18 protein-coding genes are annotated in these 16492 nt (G+C 45.2%); 13 read left to right on the top strand and 5 right to left on the bottom strand.

Annotation, left to right across the window (positions count from 1 at the left end):
- The first annotated feature begins 60 nt into the window (after positions 1-60).
- The 8 genes from DCO17_RS06805 to DCO17_RS10555 are packed head-to-tail and all read left to right on the top strand — an operon-like array spanning position 61 to position 7345.
- Positions 61-1035, top strand: a complete 975-nt coding sequence (locus DCO17_RS06805; RefSeq protein WP_254598727.1) for a Bug family tripartite tricarboxylate transporter substrate binding protein — start codon at positions 61-63, stop codon at positions 1033-1035.
- A gap of 2 nt (positions 1036-1037) precedes the next feature.
- Complete coding sequence (locus DCO17_RS06800) at positions 1038-1934, top strand: amidohydrolase family protein (RefSeq protein ID WP_173955997.1); 897 nt, start codon at positions 1038-1040, stop codon at positions 1932-1934.
- Complete coding sequence (locus DCO17_RS06795) at positions 1915-2931, top strand: D-2-hydroxyacid dehydrogenase (protein ID WP_173955996.1); 1017 nt, start codon at positions 1915-1917, stop codon at positions 2929-2931. Before DCO17_RS06800 ends, DCO17_RS06795 begins: the two co-directional genes overlap by 20 nt.
- 39 nt (positions 2932-2970) lie before the next feature.
- Complete coding sequence (locus DCO17_RS06790; protein ID WP_173955995.1) at positions 2971-4161, top strand: CaiB/BaiF CoA transferase family protein; 1191 nt, start codon at positions 2971-2973, stop codon at positions 4159-4161.
- Positions 4161-4976: an enoyl-CoA hydratase gene (locus DCO17_RS06785; protein ID WP_173955994.1), complete on the top strand. Its 816-nt coding sequence runs from the start codon at positions 4161-4163 to the stop codon at positions 4974-4976. Before DCO17_RS06790 ends, DCO17_RS06785 begins: the two co-directional genes overlap by 1 nt.
- 24 nt (positions 4977-5000) lie before the next feature.
- A complete protein-coding gene (locus DCO17_RS06780) occupies positions 5001-5978 on the top strand; it encodes a zinc-binding dehydrogenase (RefSeq protein WP_173955993.1) in 978 nt (325 codons plus the stop codon).
- Positions 5979-5994: 16 nt separating this feature from the next.
- A complete protein-coding gene (locus DCO17_RS06775) occupies positions 5995-6966 on the top strand; it encodes a Bug family tripartite tricarboxylate transporter substrate binding protein (RefSeq protein ID WP_173955992.1) in 972 nt (323 codons plus the stop codon).
- A 34-nt stretch (positions 6967-7000) separates the two neighbouring features.
- A complete protein-coding gene (locus DCO17_RS10555; RefSeq protein WP_173955991.1) occupies positions 7001-7345 on the top strand; it encodes a YkgJ family cysteine cluster protein in 345 nt (114 codons plus the stop codon).
- 16 nt (positions 7346-7361) lie between these two features.
- On the opposite strand, the gene DCO17_RS06765 is transcribed toward DCO17_RS10555, so the two are convergent.
- Together DCO17_RS06765 and DCO17_RS06760 are read right to left on the bottom strand one after the other, a co-directional pair.
- Entirely contained in the window at positions 7362-8234 is an 873-nt protein-coding gene (locus tag DCO17_RS06765; RefSeq protein WP_217425407.1) for a tripartite tricarboxylate transporter substrate binding protein, read from the bottom strand.
- 95 nt (positions 8235-8329) lie between these two features.
- Positions 8330-9163: an amidohydrolase family protein gene (locus DCO17_RS06760; RefSeq protein WP_173955989.1), complete on the bottom strand. Its 834-nt coding sequence runs from the start codon at positions 9161-9163 to the stop codon at positions 8330-8332.
- A gap of 58 nt (positions 9164-9221) precedes the next feature.
- Between DCO17_RS06760 and DCO17_RS06755 the strand changes: the two genes are divergently transcribed.
- From DCO17_RS06755 to DCO17_RS06745, 3 genes are all read left to right on the top strand, one after another.
- The gene (locus DCO17_RS06755) at positions 9222-10103 is read left to right on the top strand and encodes an isocitrate lyase/PEP mutase family protein (RefSeq protein ID WP_173955988.1); all 882 of its coding nucleotides are present in this window, start codon (positions 9222-9224) and stop codon (positions 10101-10103) included.
- Positions 10104-10171: 68 nt separating this feature from the next.
- A complete protein-coding gene (locus DCO17_RS06750) occupies positions 10172-11137 on the top strand; it encodes a Bug family tripartite tricarboxylate transporter substrate binding protein (RefSeq protein ID WP_173955987.1) in 966 nt (321 codons plus the stop codon).
- Positions 11138-11296: 159 nt separating this feature from the next.
- On the top strand, positions 11297-11632 hold the full coding sequence (locus tag DCO17_RS06745; RefSeq protein WP_173955986.1) for a helix-turn-helix domain-containing protein: 336 nt from the start codon (positions 11297-11299) through the stop codon (positions 11630-11632).
- 67 nt (positions 11633-11699) lie between these two features.
- Here DCO17_RS06745 and DCO17_RS06740 read toward each other — a convergent pair whose 3' ends face one another.
- Together DCO17_RS06740 and DCO17_RS06735 are read right to left on the bottom strand one after the other, a co-directional pair.
- Complete coding sequence (locus tag DCO17_RS06740; RefSeq protein ID WP_173955985.1) at positions 11700-12092, bottom strand: hypothetical protein; 393 nt, start codon at positions 12090-12092, stop codon at positions 11700-11702.
- A gap of 31 nt (positions 12093-12123) precedes the next feature.
- Positions 12124-12552, bottom strand: coding sequence for a bactofilin family protein (locus DCO17_RS06735; RefSeq protein ID WP_173955984.1), 429 nt, complete (start codon positions 12550-12552; stop codon positions 12124-12126).
- A 658-nt stretch (positions 12553-13210) separates the two neighbouring features.
- On the opposite strand from DCO17_RS06735, the gene DCO17_RS06730 reads away from it, so the two are divergent.
- Positions 13211-13738: an HD domain-containing protein gene (locus DCO17_RS06730; RefSeq protein WP_173956737.1), complete on the top strand. Its 528-nt coding sequence runs from the start codon at positions 13211-13213 to the stop codon at positions 13736-13738.
- A 47-nt stretch (positions 13739-13785) separates the two neighbouring features.
- On the opposite strand, the gene garD is transcribed toward DCO17_RS06730, so the two are convergent.
- Positions 13786-15330, bottom strand: a complete 1545-nt coding sequence (garD, locus tag DCO17_RS06725) for a galactarate dehydratase (RefSeq protein WP_217425406.1) — start codon at positions 15328-15330, stop codon at positions 13786-13788.
- 94 nt (positions 15331-15424) lie between these two features.
- On the opposite strand from garD, the gene DCO17_RS06720 reads away from it, so the two are divergent.
- The gene (locus DCO17_RS06720; protein WP_173955982.1) at positions 15425-16453 is read left to right on the top strand and encodes a LacI family DNA-binding transcriptional regulator; all 1029 of its coding nucleotides are present in this window, start codon (positions 15425-15427) and stop codon (positions 16451-16453) included.
- Positions 16454-16492: the final 39 nt, after the last annotated feature.

The raw sequence follows: 16492 nt of genomic DNA, 5'->3' as shown, positions 1-16492 counted from the left end.
CAAGAAATTGAGCTTTAAATAACGAGTATAAAAATAAAAGCCATTAGGCTGGAGACAAAAATGCAGCAACAAATTTTGCAAAGGTGCATCCTAGGCATCTTGATGCTTTCGGGTTCTTTGTTAGCATCTGCACAGGGCTATCCTAGTAAGACGATGACATTGGTAGTTCCCTTTGCGCCTGGCGGTAATATTGATGTAATCGCAAGAGCAATTGGACCATCACTCGCTAAAGTGACGGGTCAGTCGGTGGTAGTGGATAACAAACCGGGTGCAGGTGGCGCAATTGGATCTAATTTTGTTGCGCGCTCTGATCCCGATGGGTATACCTTATTGGTAGCCACAACCAATACTATTTCAGTATTGCCTTATATGCTCAAATCACCCCCATATAAACCAGATAGTTTCGAGCCTGTCGGTTTAACGGCAATTTCCCCTTTGGTGATTGTGGTGCGCAAGGACGATAAGCGTTTTCCAACGGCAAAAGCATTATTCCAAGCGGTCAAAGTTGCGCCTGAGTCTGTATCAGTTGGTCATGCAGGGCAGGGAACCTCGAATCACATTGCGATCTTGCGCATGGAGGATGCGGCTAGAGTAAATTTCAATGTCATTCCTTACAAGGGTTCCGCACCTGCGTTAACGGATTTGATGGGGGGTCAAATTGATTTTGTAGTCGATCAAATAACGAGTTCCAAGCCCTTCGTTGATTCCGGAAATTTAAGAATTTTGGCGGTGTTATCAAAGGATCGTGCGCAAGGTTTGCAAGATATTCCCACTTTGCGTGAGGCGATCGGTATAGAGCTTGATGCTAGTACCACTGCAGGTATTTTGGCGCCCCCTGGAACATCAGCGAATGTGATTAAGGCATTAAATGCAGCATTAAGAAAGGCGATTGACGATAGTGGGGTGCGCGGCCGCTTAAGTGCGGTTGGCAGTACGGCGCGGTCCTCTTCGCCTCAAGAATGGGCTCAAATGCTCAGTCAGGAATCGAGTAATTCACAGGCTTTAGTGCAATCTGGAAAAATTAAGGCTGAATAAAGATGACTCGTACTTGTTTGCCGCCTAATGCGGATTACATGAAGGTAGATATGACTATTCCGGCGGGTGCTTGCGATAGTCATGTTCATATCTTTGGACCATTTGCGCAATTTCCTTTAGCTGATGATCGTAGTTATACCCCTCAAGAATTTTCAGCAAATCAATTTATTGAGCATTTGAATAAGATCGGCTTCTCAAGGGGTGTATTGGTGACGGCCAGCGTGTGCGGCACCAATAATGGTTCTATATTGCGTGGTTTAGAGGAGTATCCCGATCGATTTAGGGGGGTAGTTGTTCCGGATGCGGATGTATCGGATAAGGAGTTGGATCGCTGGCATGATTTAGGTGTGAGGGGCGCGCGGTTTAATTTATTGCAAATTGATGGCAAGCCTATGTATCGAAATGGTGTGGGTCTAGAAGTTCTTCAAAGACTTGCGCCAAAATTTGCGGAGCGTGGGTGGCATGCCCAGATTTGGGCGCATGCTCCAGATTTGCCCGAGTTAGCGCCAAAACTATTGCCCTTGGGTTTGCCATTGGTGGTTGATCATATGGGACGCATGAATACAAGTCATGGAATTAACCATCCAGGTTTTCAATTTTTATGCAGATTAATCGGCGAAGGGAAAGGGTGGGTAAAGATTTCAGGTGCCGACCGTATTGGTACGAAAGAAATAGGCTATCAGGATGTCGATCCATTTGCTAAAGCGCTAATTGCTGCCAATCTAGATCGAGTAGTATGGGGCACAGACTGGCCGCACATTAACTATTTTGATCCGGTTCAACTGCCTAATGACGGAGATCTTGTGAATTTGTTATCCCGCTGGTTTAGCAGTCCCTCCCAAATTGAGAAGGTGCTTGTGTCAAACCCGGCCAATTTATATGACTTCCCAAAGCTCTAAAAATCTTTTGCGTATCTTAGTCAGTCATTATTCGCTACCCGCTCTTGAGTCACTCTTGAGTCATTCGGCCGATATGTCAATGGAATTGCTCGATGCAGATAATCAAGTGCCTGGGGTGGAATTTGATATTGCCTTAATTTCACGCGATGTTACGGCGACATCGACAAAACAAAAAATTATCCCCTCAACGCAAAAATTTTACGACTTGCTATTGGGCTCAAGCAAATTGAAATGGGTGCAAATTCATTCGGCGGGAGCGGATAGGCAGATTTATTTAGATTTAATGTCCCGCGGAGTTAGGGTTACGGGTTCTTCTGGCGTTAATGCGCCCGTCGTTACGCAAAATGCTATTGCAGGTATTTTGATGTTAGCGCGTAAATTTCCCCAAATGATGAAGGCGCAAGCTCAGTGTAAGTGGGATCCTTTGATTAACTACCCATTGCCCCCAGACCTAGCGGGGCAAAGTGCAGTCATTCTGGGTAGAGGGCCAATCGGTGAGGGTATTGCGGAGGTCTTAAATGTATTTGGTGTGAGAACCATCATGATAGGTTTTCATTCCTCTTTAAAAGATCGGTCAGATAACTCCAAGAATATGCGACATATTTCCGAGTTAGATCAAGTATTACCGCAAGCTCAGTGGTTGGTGATTGCATGCCCATTGAGTCAAGAGACTAAGGGCTTGGTTAATCGTCAAATGTTGACTTTATTGCCCGCCGGTGCACATGTAATCAATATAGCTCGAGGTGAAATACCGGTTGAGGAAGATTTGATTGGGGCACTAAAAAGTGGGCATCTAGCCGGAGCCTATTTAGATGTATTCGCAGTGGAACCGCTATCAACAAGCTCTCCGCTATGGAGTATGGAAAATGTGATTGTGACCCCGCACTCTGCTGGCCATTCTGCCGGTAATGAAAAAAGAGTGCTGCAATTGTTTGTAGAGAATTTACGACTTTTTTCAAATGGTAAGCATTTGAAAAATAGCATTAATCCTTCATAGTATTTTTAATTCCCGATTTATTTTGAACGAGACTCATCTATGCCCCACATTCCTGCTTCTGCCGCTCTAGCACGCTTTCGCGTAATTGATTTAACTCAAGTTAGGGCTGGTCCGACAGCCTGTCGTCAGTTAGCCGATTGGGGGGCGGACGTTATTCAAGTGCAAATGCCCGATCACATGCGCGGTGATGATACTTTAGGCGGTCAAGATGGTTCGGATTATCAATATACGCACCGCAATAAGCGTTCGATTACTCTAAATTTAAAAGAGCCCGAGGGTATTGCGATGCTGAAGAAGTTAATCGCAAGTGCGGATGTTGTTGTGGAAAATTTTCGGCCTGATGTGAAATATAGACTTGGAATCGATTACGAAACTTTGAGCAAAGAGCATCTAGGCTTGGTGTACGCTAGCATTTCAGGTTTTGGTCAAACGGGCCCATTAGCGCAACGCCCTGGTTTTGATCAAATCGCCCAAGGGATGAGTGGTTTAATGTCTGTGACGGGCCTTCCTGGTCAAGGCCCAATGCGTGTTGGGATACCGATTGCAGATTTATGCGCAGGTATATTTGCGGCTCAGGGAATTTTGGTTGCATTGCTTGAGAGGGATGCGTCAGGTAAAGGCCAGTGGTTGCATACCTCCTTGCTTGAGTCAATGATTTATATGATGGATTTTCAGACTTCACGTTGGTTAATTGAAGGAGAGATTCCAAAGCAGGCGGGCAACTATCATCCTACCAGCATTCCAACTGGGGTCTATAAGGCAAAAGATGGTTATATGAATATTGCCGTCTTTGGCTCTAAGATTTGGGAGCGTTTTTGCGATATCTTAGGTGCGCCTGAGTGGGTTACCGATGAACGTTACAAAGATAAACAGGGAAGATCGATTAATCGTGATTCCATCAATGCAGAAATTAATCGTCGTTTGGCGGCGCAAGATTGCGCTTATTGGGTCGAGCGTTTTAATGCTGGTGGCGTAGCTTGTGGATTAATTAATGATGTAAAGGGAGTTTTTGATGAGCCTCAAGTTCAGCATCTCGGAATCGTAAAAGAGGTTGTCTCTAAGCATCACGGACTACAACATTTAGTTGGTCAGCCGGTTCAACTTGAACGAACCCCAAGCACCGTTTCTAGGGCTGCTCCAAAGCGTGGAGAGCATAGCGAGGAAATTTTAAAAGAGATTGGCATGAGCTCTGAGGAGCTTGCCGTCCTAAAGTCAAAAGGAGTGTATTGATGAGTGAGCCAATTTATAAATCAACTACTGAGCGGGTAAAGGTTTGGCTAGATAAGGATGGCAGTACATTGCAAATTCAGTTTAATAATCCCGAGCGCCATAACGCGCTATCGGTTGATATGTGGGAAGCCGTTACACCACTATTAAATGTTGCCGAATCTGATGAGCGGATTCGTTTGGTAGTTTTTTCTGGGGCTGGTGATAAAGCATTTGTTTCGGGTGCGGATATTACGCAATTTGAAGATATGCGCGCTGCCAAAGAGGCAGTTGCTCGCTATGAGCTAATGGCCGAGCAGGCATTGATGGGTATCTATAACTTTAGTAAACCCACTTTAGCTCGCATCAAAGGCTACTGCATTGGCGGAGGCGTAAATGTGGCTATGAGTTGTGATATTCGAATTGCTGCTGATGATTCAGTTTTCTCGATTCCTGCCGCTCGCTTAGGCTTGGGATACCGTTATTCTGCTTTAAAAAACTTAGTAGATTTGGTTGGTCCAGCGGTAGCTAAGGATTTGTTTTTTACCGCTAGACGAATTAATGCAAATGAGGCTCGGGAGGTGGGCTTAATTACGCGTGTTTGTGAAGTAGAAAACTTGGATGCACTCGAGTCTGAATATAAGCAGGCATTGGCAGCTAATGCTCCCATTACGGTATGTGCAGGTAAATCCATTATCAGAGAGATTTTGAAGCCATCACCAGAAATTGATCATGATCTGTGTCGTCAACTGATTAAGAATTGCTTTGAAAGTGAAGACTATGCTGAGGGTCGTCGCGCATTTATGGAAAAGCGCAAACCAGTCTTTCGGGGTGAGTGAATTAAATATAAAAGAAAGTGCAAGATGAAATCGTATTGGATGCAAAGTGATGGCGCAAATGCAGTAATCGAGCTACGAGATATAGATCAACCCGCCCCAGGACCAAACCAATTATTAGTCAGAGTAAAAGCGGCTGGATTAAATCGCGGTGAATTTATTTTGGGTCATGGCTTACATAAAGCAGGCACAGCAAAGCAAATTGGGATGGAGGCCGCAGGCGAGGTAATTGCCTGTGGATCGGCTATCACTGGGTTTGTGGTTGGTGACCGAGTAATGGGCCGTTGCCCGGGCGCATTTGCTGAGTACGCACTGATGTCTGAGAGTGAAGTCCTGCCGATACCTGCGTTATTAACTTGGGAGCAGGCGGCTGCATTACCTCTGACATCCATGGTTGTTTTTGATATGTTGGTGGTTCAGGGTCATATACAGGCAGGCGAGTGGTTATTAATTACCGGCGTGACTTCTGGGGTTGGAGTAACAGCGTTGTCTATGGCTAAAGCTTTAGGTGCAAAAGTGATCGGCACTTCAGGATCGCAAGACAAGCTAAATCAGCTGGAAAGTCAGGGTTTGGATTTGGGTATTTGCACTCGGAAGCCCGATTTCTATGACGCAGTAATGAAAGTAACTAAAGACAAAGGCGTCGATTTAGTAATCAATACTGTAGGTGGGTCTGTTTTTTCGGAGTGTGTTCGCACGCTAGCCTTCCAAGGTAGATTGGCTACAGTAGGATATGTTGATGGCGTTTTAAAAGCCGAGATTGATATTGAGGCTTTGCATGCAAAACGCCTTACTTTATTTGGCGTATCAAATAAGTTGCGCACTCCCGAACAGCGCGCTCAAGCCATTCCAGAGTTCAGGCGTCAGATTTTGCCTTTGATTGATGCTGGAAAGGTCGCGCCCATGATTTACCAAGTATTTCCATTCGAGAAATTGGTCGAAGCCAAGGCGGCCATGGAGTCGAATCAGCATTTAGGAAAAATTATTTTGGCAGGCACGCCCTAAGCAAAGGACAAGGTAAATGAGTAGATTGAATCAATATTTTCTGATGTCGTTATTAGCATTGCTGACGGTGTGTACCGCGCAAGCTCAGCCATATCCTAATAAACCAATTAGATTACTGGTGGGCTTTGCGCCCGGCGGAGCTGCTGACTATGTCGCTAGAAATGTAAGTGTCCCTTTAGGGCAGGCATTGGGTCAGCCAATCGTAGTTGAAAATAAACCAGGCGCAGGTTCTAGTATTGCTGCTGAACAAGTTGCTAAATCAGCCCCGGATGGTTACACGATTTTGATTGCTAGCCCTAGCAGCATTTCTGTTAACCCAGCATTAAGCCAAAAATTAGGTTACCGCCCAAGTGATTTTGTTCCCATTAGCAAGATTACTAGCTCGCCTGTAGTGATTGCGGTTAATCCTAATACTGGGATCTTTAGCGTGAAAGACTTGATTGCTAAAGCCAAGCAAAATCCAGGTGGCTTGAACTATGCAACCTCTGGAAATGGTTCGGCACCGCATCTAGCAGCTGCATTATTTAGTCAAGTTGCAGATATTAAGATGACGCACATTCCGTTTCGAGGAGGTTCTTTAGCGATTCAATCGGTGATTGCGGGTGATACGCAGTTAACTTTTGGTACACCTCCATCCGTATTGCCAATGATTCAGGCTGGTAGATTAAGGGGAATAGCCATCTCCTCTAAAGAGCGCTCTCCTTTAGCTCCTAATCTTCAGGGTATGCGTGAAGCAGGCTTGCCTGACTACGCTATCGAATTTTGGTATGGCGTATTTGTGCCAGCTGGAACGCCTCCTGAGATTATTCAAAAGTTGTATGAAGCAACACAAGCGGCTATGAAACAACCCAATGTAAAAGCGGCCTTAGCGCGCGAGGGTACGGATGTGTCTGTGTCATCTTCGCCTGCGCAATTTGCTAAATTCCTCGTTGAGGACGAAAAATTTTGGGTGAAGTTGGTAAAGACTGCAGAGGTTAGCGTCGATTAGTCGGTCTGAAATTCCTGTTCATTAATACACCAAGGTGGAAGTCTCGTCGAATCCGTGTTTTGATTGCGGCCAGTGTTGCCAACATTTTCGCGTCAGTTTCTATCATGGAGAAATTGAAGGTAATGGCGTTGGCATTGTTCCCGCCGAACTGACAACCAAACTCACAAATCATTTAGCTTGTATGAAGGGTACCGAGAGGGGCGGTGAGCCTTGTATAGCATTACGTCACACCAAAGAAGAAGGCTGGCGTTGCTCTATTTATGAGAACCGACCGTCTCCATGCCGAGAATTTAATATCCTCAACGAGGATGGAGCGCCTAACCCAGATTGCGAGCGACTGCAGCAAGTCGCCAAACAAAAGCGACTAGCAAGCAGCTGAGGTAACAATCGGGGGCTTAACGCATATTTAGCGTTTTGGCGATTTGACTAAAAGCAGCGTATTCCTGATCGAGTTTGTTTTTTAGCTCTTTGCCTGTAAGAACGGCAGGAGATTCACCAACTTCATCTAAATATCGAACGGTATCAGACTCTTTCATGGCTTGAGTAAAAGCCTGCGCAATTTGTTTAACGCGCTCAGGCTTAGTGCCTTTAGGTGCCAGCACTACGCGCCACAACAAAGTCTCTTCTTTAGGCAAGCCAATATCTTTTAAAGAGCTGGCATTCGGGAATTGCGCATTTCGGTTTACAGAAGAAACTAATAAGCATTTGGCTTTGCCAATATTAGCGTGTTGCAAGACTGGCGGAATGGAGCCAACATAAATATCAATTTGATTGGATAAGAAACCAATAATGGTCTCACCAGCGCCTTTATAGGGGACATCAACGGCTTGGATATTTTGTGGCCTAAAAATGCGTTCAGTAGCAAGTTGCGCAGGGCCTCCTAAGCCATCAGTGCCGTAGGTATATTTCTTGGGATTCTTGCGAAGTTCTTCCATAAAGGATTTGCCGTCATTCGCCGGAAAATCAGGGTGAACGCAAAAGACATACGGTGCGGTGGATAGCTGAATGACTGGGATGTAGTCGTTAGGTGTGTAAGGAACCTTACTAGTTTGTGGAACCACGGTAACGGGAGATGGCCAAACACCGGCTAAGGTGTAACCATCTGGCGGAGAGTTCACCATTTGCGCAACACCAATCGTACCGCCAGCACCAGGAACGTTCTGTACGCTAATCGGACCACCAATAAATCGTTGCGCATCTTTTGAGGCCACTCGGAAGAGTGCGTCTGTGCCGCCACCTGGTGCGGTAGGAACAATCAATTTAGTCACGGTCTGCGCAGAAGCGGATTGTAGTAAACAGATTGCCGTAAAAGCAAAGACAGTTTTGAAAAAGAATTGTTTAGAAAGATTGCGCATATCAGGCCTTATTCAAAATGAAACAGGGTTTTGGGGTTATTAATCAAAATGTCATTCCATACTTCAGTGCTTGAAATGGCTGACTGAATCCAGGTAATACAGTCGGTATAAGTGAAGCGGTTTTCGTAACTGAGCCATGGCCAATCGCTAGCCCACACCAGTTGTTTGGGGTTTGCTGCCACAAGCGCATCGACATAGCTTTGAATGGATACACCATCCAAAAATCCATGGCGATAGGGTGCCGAGAGTTTGACCCACACCTTGCCATCCGCTAGGCCGCGAAGAGTATTCTGAAAACTCTTGCTCTGATTACCTTGCATGCCAAGTTTTGGATCGGGGTTGCCAAAGTGATCCAACACTAAAGTGGCGCCACTGGCTAATATTTTCGGGGCTACATGTTCTTGTAGGTGGTCTTCTAAAAATAATTCAATATGAAGACCCAAGTCTTTGGCAATACCCAAGAGCTTTTTATAGTCAACGCTATCAATATCTGGAATTGCTTTTTTCTTAATCCAATTCAGTCGTATACCAACGACACCATGCTCGCGCATCTGTAGCAACTCTTGCTCAAGACGAGGAGAGCTTGGATCAACAATTACTGTCCCACGAAGTTGATGTGGGTGACGACGTAGGGCATCAAGCAAAAGGGTATTGTTGCTTCCATAAAAACTGGGGGCAGTTAATACCCCATGAGAAATGCCATGTGAGCCTAAAACCGCTAGATATTCTTCTGCACCAATATCGCGCGCAGGGCGAGAATGAATCTCCGGGGCCAAGGGAAGATCCACGGCCATGATGTGGGCATGGCAATCAATGCCGGTAATGGCGGGTTTTTCTGACATCTGTCTCTTGTGTATATCTTGCGATAGGTATTTATAATTCTATAAAAAGGAGACTACCATGCCACAACTAGATGGCTCAACCTATTTGGGTACCAAGCTACGCTGCCTCATTAATGAGAGAAGGGGATTGCTTGTTCCTGGAGCTGGTAATGCGTTGGCGGCAAGGGTCATTGAAGATGCTGGATTCGAAGCAGTCTATTTAAGTGGCGCAGGTCTCACTAATCAGTTTTACGGCATTCCTGATTTAGGCTTCATTAGTCTGAATGATGTTGCGTCGCACACTGCCGCCATTCGAGATGTGATTGGGTTGCCGCTTATTGTTGATATTGACGTTGGTTTTGGTAATGCCGTAAATGTGCATCACACCATAAAGGTGCTAGAGCGCTCTGGCGCTAACGCAGTACAAATAGAAGATCAAGCAATGCCAAAGCGTTGCGGACATTTTGCTGGCAAAAGCATTATTAGCAAAGAAGAGATGTGCGGAAAAATCAAAGCAGCAGTAGATGCTAGAGTTCATGATGACTTTTTAATCATTGCCAGAACGGATGCTAGATCTATTAATGGATTACAAGATGCTTTGGATCGTTCACAAGCCTATGCGCAAGCAGGTGCTGATATGACCTTCATAGAAGCGCCAGAGAGCGTAGAAGAAATGAAGATCATTGCTTCCCAAACTTATTGCCCTCAGCTAATTAATATGGTGATTGGTGGCAAAACCCCATCACTTTCTCAGCAAGAGCTAGCGCAAATGGGCTTTGGGATTGTGCTGTATGCCAATGCCGCCTTACAAGGCGCGGTGCATGGCATGAACCAAGCCCTAAATCATTTAAAGAAAACAGGCGAGCTAAAAGAAGACCCTAATTTAGTAGCCACTTTTGCCGAGCGGCAAAGTGTCGTTAAAAAAGAAGCTTTTGATGCATTAGAAAAGAAGTTCTCTTAAAAACCCAAGCATCCACAATTAACAATCCACAATCAATATTCAACCACCATCACCAACCTTAACTCACCATGAAAATATCCAAAATTCTTATAGCGTTTATTTCCACACTCGTCGCTGCATCTGCGCTTGCTGCAGACCCATGGCCTAATCGTCCAATTAAGTTTGTGGTGGGCTTTGGTCCTGGCGGCGCAAATGACTTAGTAGCTCGCGCAGTAGCGGAAGCAGTGGGTAAGCAATTAGGACAACCAGTGATTGTGGAGAACAAGCCAGGCGCAGGTTCTGTGCTAGGTGGCGATTATGTCGCCAAGAGTGCCCCAGATGGTTACACCTTCTACGCAGGTGCAGCTGGTGGCGTTGTAACTATCCCGATGCTTCGTAATAGCATGCCTTATAAGCAAGAAGATTTGGTGCCTGTAGGCATGATGGCTGTTAGCCCATCGATCATTGTGGTGAATAGTGATTCACCAATCCAGAACTTTAAAGATCTTTTGGCAAAAGCCAAGAACAAACCGGGCGTGACATTTGCCACAGCAGGCTCGGGCAGCACGCCACACTTTGTGGCAGAGATGCTCAAGCTTTATGCTGGTGGCGGCAATTATGAAATCATTCCTTATAAGAGTGGATCAGAAGGTGTATTTGCCGTAGTTTCTAAGCAAGTGGATGCAACCTCAGAAGCCAGCGTTGTCGTATTGCCACAAATTGAAGGTGGCAAACTCAGGCCAATTGCTTCTACTTGGAACAAACGTATTACCCGCTTGCCAAATGTACCAACTACTAAAGAGTTGGGTTACCCCAATATTTTCATTGGCCACTGGTCAGGTATCTTTGCGCCTAAAGGTACCTCGCCTGAGATCATTGCGAAGATGAACCAGGCGATTAATGCATCTTTGGATACCAATGCACTGAAATCCCGCTTGATTCCGCAAGGTATTGAACCGGCGCCAGGTTCACAGGCGGACTTTATTAAGTTCTTGAATGAAGAGCGTAAGCGTCTGCAGCCGATTGTGAAAAGCGCCAATATGAAAGATGAATAAGTTTTTGTTGCATAGCAATATAGCCAAAATCGTCTAAACGATGAAGCCAAGCAAGATCACTCGCTTGGCTTTTTCTTTTGGTATTAGCCCTAGAGCCATTGACAGAGTTGCCATCTAAAAGCAAGATTGCCCTCCGAGCTCAAATAAATTGAGGGAGACATGGCAAATTTAACTGAGATTAAAAGCGCAAAAGAACTGGGTAAGTTGTTGCAAAAGTCGCGCGAATCACAGTGCATGAGTATTCTTGGATTGGCTAATTTAAGTGGCCTGTCTGTGAATCAAGTTGTGAATTTAGAAAACGGTAATTTTTTTGCATTCGGTCAGAGTATTAGTCAATTTGAGGCTAACGTGCAGCACTGTGCCGAAAAAATGGGCGTCACTATTAATCCAATAAAAAAATCGATTGAAGCGATCTCATCAAAACCAATCACACAATCTTTTTCAGTAGATTCTATTGAGCAATCAATTCCTGTATTTTTGCGACACGTAGCTTAGAGTCACGCATGATTGGATTTTGAAAGCCACCTTAGGGTGGCTTTATTTTTTAGCTAGCTTATGTGATTTACTCTTGGCTTGTGATTGATAGTTCGCCCCACATCACAATATCGGCATCAACTAGCTGCCAGCCTTTGTGTTGGAAGCCAATATCAAAATCATCAATGGTTTTGCTGCTCTCAAATATTTCTGTCATGACCTTCTGCTCGTCTTGAGAGGTAGTGGGCGAAAAGTAAATGAGCTTTTTGCCTTCATCAGAAAGGTTCACCTCGGAAAAGTCATGGCTACTCACGCTCAAACCAACATCTGCCTCATAATCATCTAAGAAGTCAGGGGACTGATTTGTAATGAATGCCCCCGTTTTCCACAGAAAGCCGCAATGAATTTCTTTATTGTCCTTGCGGTAAGTCATTCGCTCGCTAATATTAAATTCATTTTTTGGCGCAATCCGATACGGCATACATCACCCTCTAAATAGTAGTTGGCAGTAGTTAAGCTGATTTTTTATTGGTTTTAAGCTCAAGCACTTCAGACTCTGAAGAGTTGACCTTATCTAGCGCGGCGCATGAAAGTAGTCCATCAACTTTTGCATCGGGATGAATGTCTAAGATCTTATAGCGGATATCTCCGCGGATGACAGCGCTAGGATAGACTTCCATTTTTTCGTCAACCGTGATTGAGCCATCGATTCTGCCGGCGACGATCAGATTGGTATAGTGAATATCGCCTTTGAGAACCCCGTTTTTATCAATAACAAGCGTGCTCTTGCTGCCTTTGGCCTCAGTGATATTGCCGATAAAATTCCCGCTCACACGAAAATGTCCATTGCCTTCTAGGTTGCCCAGCACCTGAGAGCCCGTGCCAATTTCATTGCTAAATTGCAAGTGGTAGTTTGTGGATTTCTTTTGATCAAACATCATGCTTCTACTTTGCTTTAGTCACCACCCCAATCACTGAAATCTTGATCAGGAATTTGAGTCATACGTAAATTTTGCGTCGCGTTAATTTCTACTAAGTTAAGCATTCTTGGGTCAATTCATAAGAATTCTCAAGAACACATTATTTGGTTGCCAATAAATCCCTTGACCCATGTTGTGTCGAAACAAGACCGAACACATGTTCAACTGAGTTATCAGCATAGGTTCATGCTGAGGGGTCTAAGAAGTTTTGTCTATGAATTTTTCTGATTTTTTACGAGATGAAATCTCGTTGCAGAGCACCAAAATATGGCATGCCGTAAGTACTTGATTTTGCGAGGTAGAGAAAACGCACTGCAACATTTGTCATGACTAGCCCTAGGGTTAATAGGGCACCCAAATCTGATGTACGTCTTCTGATATTTATCTGAAATACAACCAAGTCTCTTGTGATGTTGGGAGGGTATTTGGAAAAATGACCGTTATCAAAATGCACCATGAATACTCTTGAGTTAGGTGGCAATTTCAAAGGGAACTTAACCGGGATTCGATATAGATTTTTGGGCGCTACTGTATGCGCTTGGCTCAAACATACTTTTGGGCATGCCTACTAATGCAAATTTAATAGTGCATCTCTAATCTTTATAATGAGGACACTATGATCAATCATTTTGTTCATGCATTATCGTTCGCCGCCGAGAAGCATAAAAATCAACGTCGCAAAGATGCGCAAATTACGCCTTATATTAACCACCCAATTGAACTTGTAAATGTTCTAGTAAATGAGGGCGGAGTAGTTTCCTGGGATATTCTGTGTGCAGCGCTACTGCATGATGTTATTGAGGATACGGAAACTACCGAAGATGAGTTAATGGCCCGCTTTGGTAAGAAAGTGGCATCAATTGTTAGCGAGGTTTCCGACGATAAATCGCTACCAAAGGATGAGCGAAAGCGCTTGCAAGTAGAGCATGCCCCATTTGCCAGTCATGAGGCAAAGCTCGTGAAACTCGCTGACAAGATATGTAATTTACGAGATATGTTGAGTTCGCCACCCACGGGTTGGGATCTTAAGCGTAGACAAGAATATTTTGCTTGGGCTCAAGCGGTAGTTCTGGGTATCCGCGGAACGAATTCTAAGATGGAAAAAGTTTTTGATGGCCTAGTTGAGCAAGGCAAAAACATGGAATAAATCTGATCGCTTTATTTCAGGGCAATCAGGCACGCAGGCAAAGAAACTTAGGTTACCGGTGCGGGGTTAAATAATGCAATTGCATTATGCAATTTCCATTGTTCGGCGAATGTTTGTTTCTTTCCGCTGGCAACATCTAACATGAAGTGAAACATTTCCCAGCCCAGTTCCTCAATAGTTGCTTGGCCATCAGCGATCTTGCCGGCATTGATATCCATTAAATCATTCCAGCGGCGCGCTAAATCCGTGCGAGTGGCTACTTTAATGACGGGTACGGCTGCTAAGCCATAAGGAGTGCCGCGACCAGTAGTAAAGACATGTAAGTTCATGCCTGCAGCCAATTGCAGTGTGCCGCAGATAAAGTCGCTTGCTGGGGTTGCCGCAAATACTAAACCTTTTTGCTTTAATTTATCGCCAGGAGCCAGTACTCCTGATATCGGTGAGGTGCCGGATTTAATAATTGAGCCCATTGCTTTTTCTACAATGTTCGACAAACCACCTTTTTTATTTCCTGGAGTAGTGTTGGCGCTGCGATCAACTTTGCCGCGCGCAAGATAAGCGTCGTACCAGGCCATTTGATCAATCATTGCTTGTGCAACTTCGGGTGTAGTGGCGCGAGAGGTGAGCTGATCAATACCATCGCGCACTTCAGTAACTTCAGAGAACATCACACTGGCGCCAGCACGCACCAAGAGATCGGTGCAAAAACCTACAGCGGGGTTTGCAGTTACGCCCGAGAATGCGTCGCTACCACCGCACTGAACACCCACAACTAATTCGCTAGCTGGAACAATCTCTCGTTTGCGTGCATTGAGTTTTTCTAGATGCTTTTTCGCAGTTTCCATAATGGAATTAATCATGGACATAAAGCCAATATGCTCATCATCCTGCAGGCACACAACATCCAGCTCGCCATCTGCCGAGCCTTTGATCGGGATGCTTCCTGGAGGTAGAAGGCGTTGAGGTTGGAGTTTTTCACAGCCAAGACTGACAACCATTACTTCGCCACCAAAGTTTGGGTTCAGGCTGATATTGCGTAATGTCCGAATCGGAATGTCTGCGCCATCAGCATCAATTGCTACGCCGCAACCATAAGTGTGTTCAATACCAATCACATCATCAACATTTGGGTATTTGGGTAGCAATTCAGATTTAATGCGCTGAACTGCAAAGTCCAGTACGCCGGATACGCATTGCACGGTAGTGGTGATGGCTAATATGTTGCGTGTACCCACAGAACCGTCTGCGTTGCGATAGCCTTCAAAGGTATAGCCTTCTAGGGACTCTTGCGGCTTAGGTTTAACTGTCGCAATCGGTAGGTTATCCAACTCCCGTGCATCCGGCATTTTCAGAATGACTTCGCTAACCCAGCTTCCGGCAGGGATATCTTGCGCAGCATAGCCAATCGGAATGCCATATCGAACAACAGGGGATCCATTTGGCAGATCCACCAAAGCTACTTTATGGCCCTGTGGAACATGCTCTTTAAGAGCTAACCCAGATGGAAGGGCTGTACCTTTCGGTAAACCACCATCATTGGCAACAATGGCGACATTGTCCTGTTCGGTCATCTTGATGGTCAGCGGTATCATGCCTAGTTCCTTCATTTATGGGCAATAAATGGATTTATCCAATGGATTCTGGCTATAATGATAGCGCTAACAATTATGAGATGCAATATTTCCCATGAGTGATTCTGAAACGAGTAAGCGTACGCGACGTGGCAGTGGTGCAATTACTTTGCATGATGTTGCTCGCCTTGCTGGGGTTTCGCCGATTACAGCTTCAAGAGCTATCAATAAACCTGAGCAAGTATCACCAGAGCTGCTTAAGAGGGTGGAAGATGCGGTAGCTCGAACAGGCTACGTTCCTAATCGAATGGCTGGCGGCTTAGCTTCTTCAAGAAGTAAGTTAATTGCCGCAGTTGTGCCAAGTACGGTGATCTCTGTTTTTAATGAAACTATTGAAGCCCTCAACAACACTTTGTTTGATTCTGGTTATCAATTGATGCTGGGGCAGTCGGATTACTCATCGGAACGTGAAGAACTGTTATTAGATTCGGTAATTGGTAGACGTCCTGACGGTATTTTTTTGGCGGGAGTAATGCAGCCCGGTAAGGGTAGGACGCGCCTAATGGCATCAGGTATTCCGGTGGTCGAAACTTGGGATTTAACGCCCACGCCAATTGATATGCTGATCGGCTTCTCCCATAAGGATATTGGCTTAGCGGTCGCCAATTATCTTATTCAAAAGGGCAAGAAGCACTTAGCTGTAATACGTGCTGGTGACGAGCGCGCGGATCGGAGAACGGTCGCATACCAAGAAGCAATTGCTCAAGCTGGTTTACCGCCACCTTTTGTTGTGAATGTCGGTGGAGAGCGATCGATTCATAGTGGTAGGGCGGCTATGGCAAAAATATTAGCTGATGCACCCAAAACCGATGCAGTATTTTGTAGTTCAGATTTGCTAGCACTTGGCGCGTTAACAGAGGCGCGTCATCAGAATATAGAAGTTCCCAATCAAATGGCCGTCATGGGTTTTGGTGATGTGCCGTTTGTTGCTGATATGCTCCCCGCCTTAACTACAGTCCGAATCAATGGCGGAAAAATTGGCCAATTGGCTGCGCAATACCTAATGGATCGTGCAGAGGGTAAAACCGTATCCGAACCCATTGTTGATGTGGGCTTCTCAATCATTGAGCGCGATACGGCTTAAAAGCCCAAAGCCCTCTAAACCCCCTACAAATCTACAAAA

It is taken from the genome of Polynucleobacter tropicus (assembly GCF_013307225.1).
GTDB lineage: Bacteria > Pseudomonadota > Gammaproteobacteria > Burkholderiales > Burkholderiaceae > Polynucleobacter > Polynucleobacter tropicus.
Note: the sequence above shows the minus strand (reverse complement) of the source record. Positions and strands in the feature narration are given on the sequence as shown.

What these genes read in the sequence shown, in the direction of transcription:
- DCO17_RS06805 (WP_254598727.1), top strand. Translation starts at nt 61, where the DNA reads ATGCAGCAACAAATTTTGCAAAGGTGCATCCTAGGCATCTTGATGCTT.
- DCO17_RS06800 (WP_173955997.1), top strand. Translation starts at nt 1,038, where the DNA reads ATGACTCGTACTTGTTTGCCGCCTAATGCGGATTACATGAAGGTAGAT.
- DCO17_RS06795 (WP_173955996.1), top strand. Translation starts at nt 1,915, where the DNA reads ATGACTTCCCAAAGCTCTAAAAATCTTTTGCGTATCTTAGTCAGTCAT.
- DCO17_RS06790 (WP_173955995.1), top strand. Translation starts at nt 2,971, where the DNA reads ATGCCCCACATTCCTGCTTCTGCCGCTCTAGCACGCTTTCGCGTAATT.
- DCO17_RS06785 (WP_173955994.1), top strand. Translation starts at nt 4,161, where the DNA reads ATGAGTGAGCCAATTTATAAATCAACTACTGAGCGGGTAAAGGTTTGG.
- DCO17_RS06780 (WP_173955993.1), top strand. Translation starts at nt 5,001, where the DNA reads ATGAAATCGTATTGGATGCAAAGTGATGGCGCAAATGCAGTAATCGAG.
- DCO17_RS06775 (WP_173955992.1), top strand. Translation starts at nt 5,995, where the DNA reads ATGAGTAGATTGAATCAATATTTTCTGATGTCGTTATTAGCATTGCTG.
- DCO17_RS06760 (WP_173955989.1), bottom strand. Translation starts at nt 9,163, where the DNA reads ATGTCAGAAAAACCCGCCATTACCGGCATTGATTGCCATGCCCACATC.
- DCO17_RS06755 (WP_173955988.1), top strand. Translation starts at nt 9,222, where the DNA reads ATGCCACAACTAGATGGCTCAACCTATTTGGGTACCAAGCTACGCTGC.
- DCO17_RS06750 (WP_173955987.1), top strand. Translation starts at nt 10,172, where the DNA reads ATGAAAATATCCAAAATTCTTATAGCGTTTATTTCCACACTCGTCGCT.
- DCO17_RS06745 (WP_173955986.1), top strand. Translation starts at nt 11,297, where the DNA reads ATGGCAAATTTAACTGAGATTAAAAGCGCAAAAGAACTGGGTAAGTTG.
- DCO17_RS06740 (WP_173955985.1), bottom strand. Translation starts at nt 12,092, where the DNA reads ATGCCGTATCGGATTGCGCCAAAAAATGAATTTAATATTAGCGAGCGA.
- DCO17_RS06735 (WP_173955984.1), bottom strand. Translation starts at nt 12,552, where the DNA reads ATGATGTTTGATCAAAAGAAATCCACAAACTACCACTTGCAATTTAGC.
- garD (WP_217425406.1), bottom strand. Translation starts at nt 15,330, where the DNA reads ATGATACCGCTGACCATCAAGATGACCGAACAGGACAATGTCGCCATT.
- DCO17_RS06720 (WP_173955982.1), top strand. Translation starts at nt 15,425, where the DNA reads ATGAGTGATTCTGAAACGAGTAAGCGTACGCGACGTGGCAGTGGTGCA.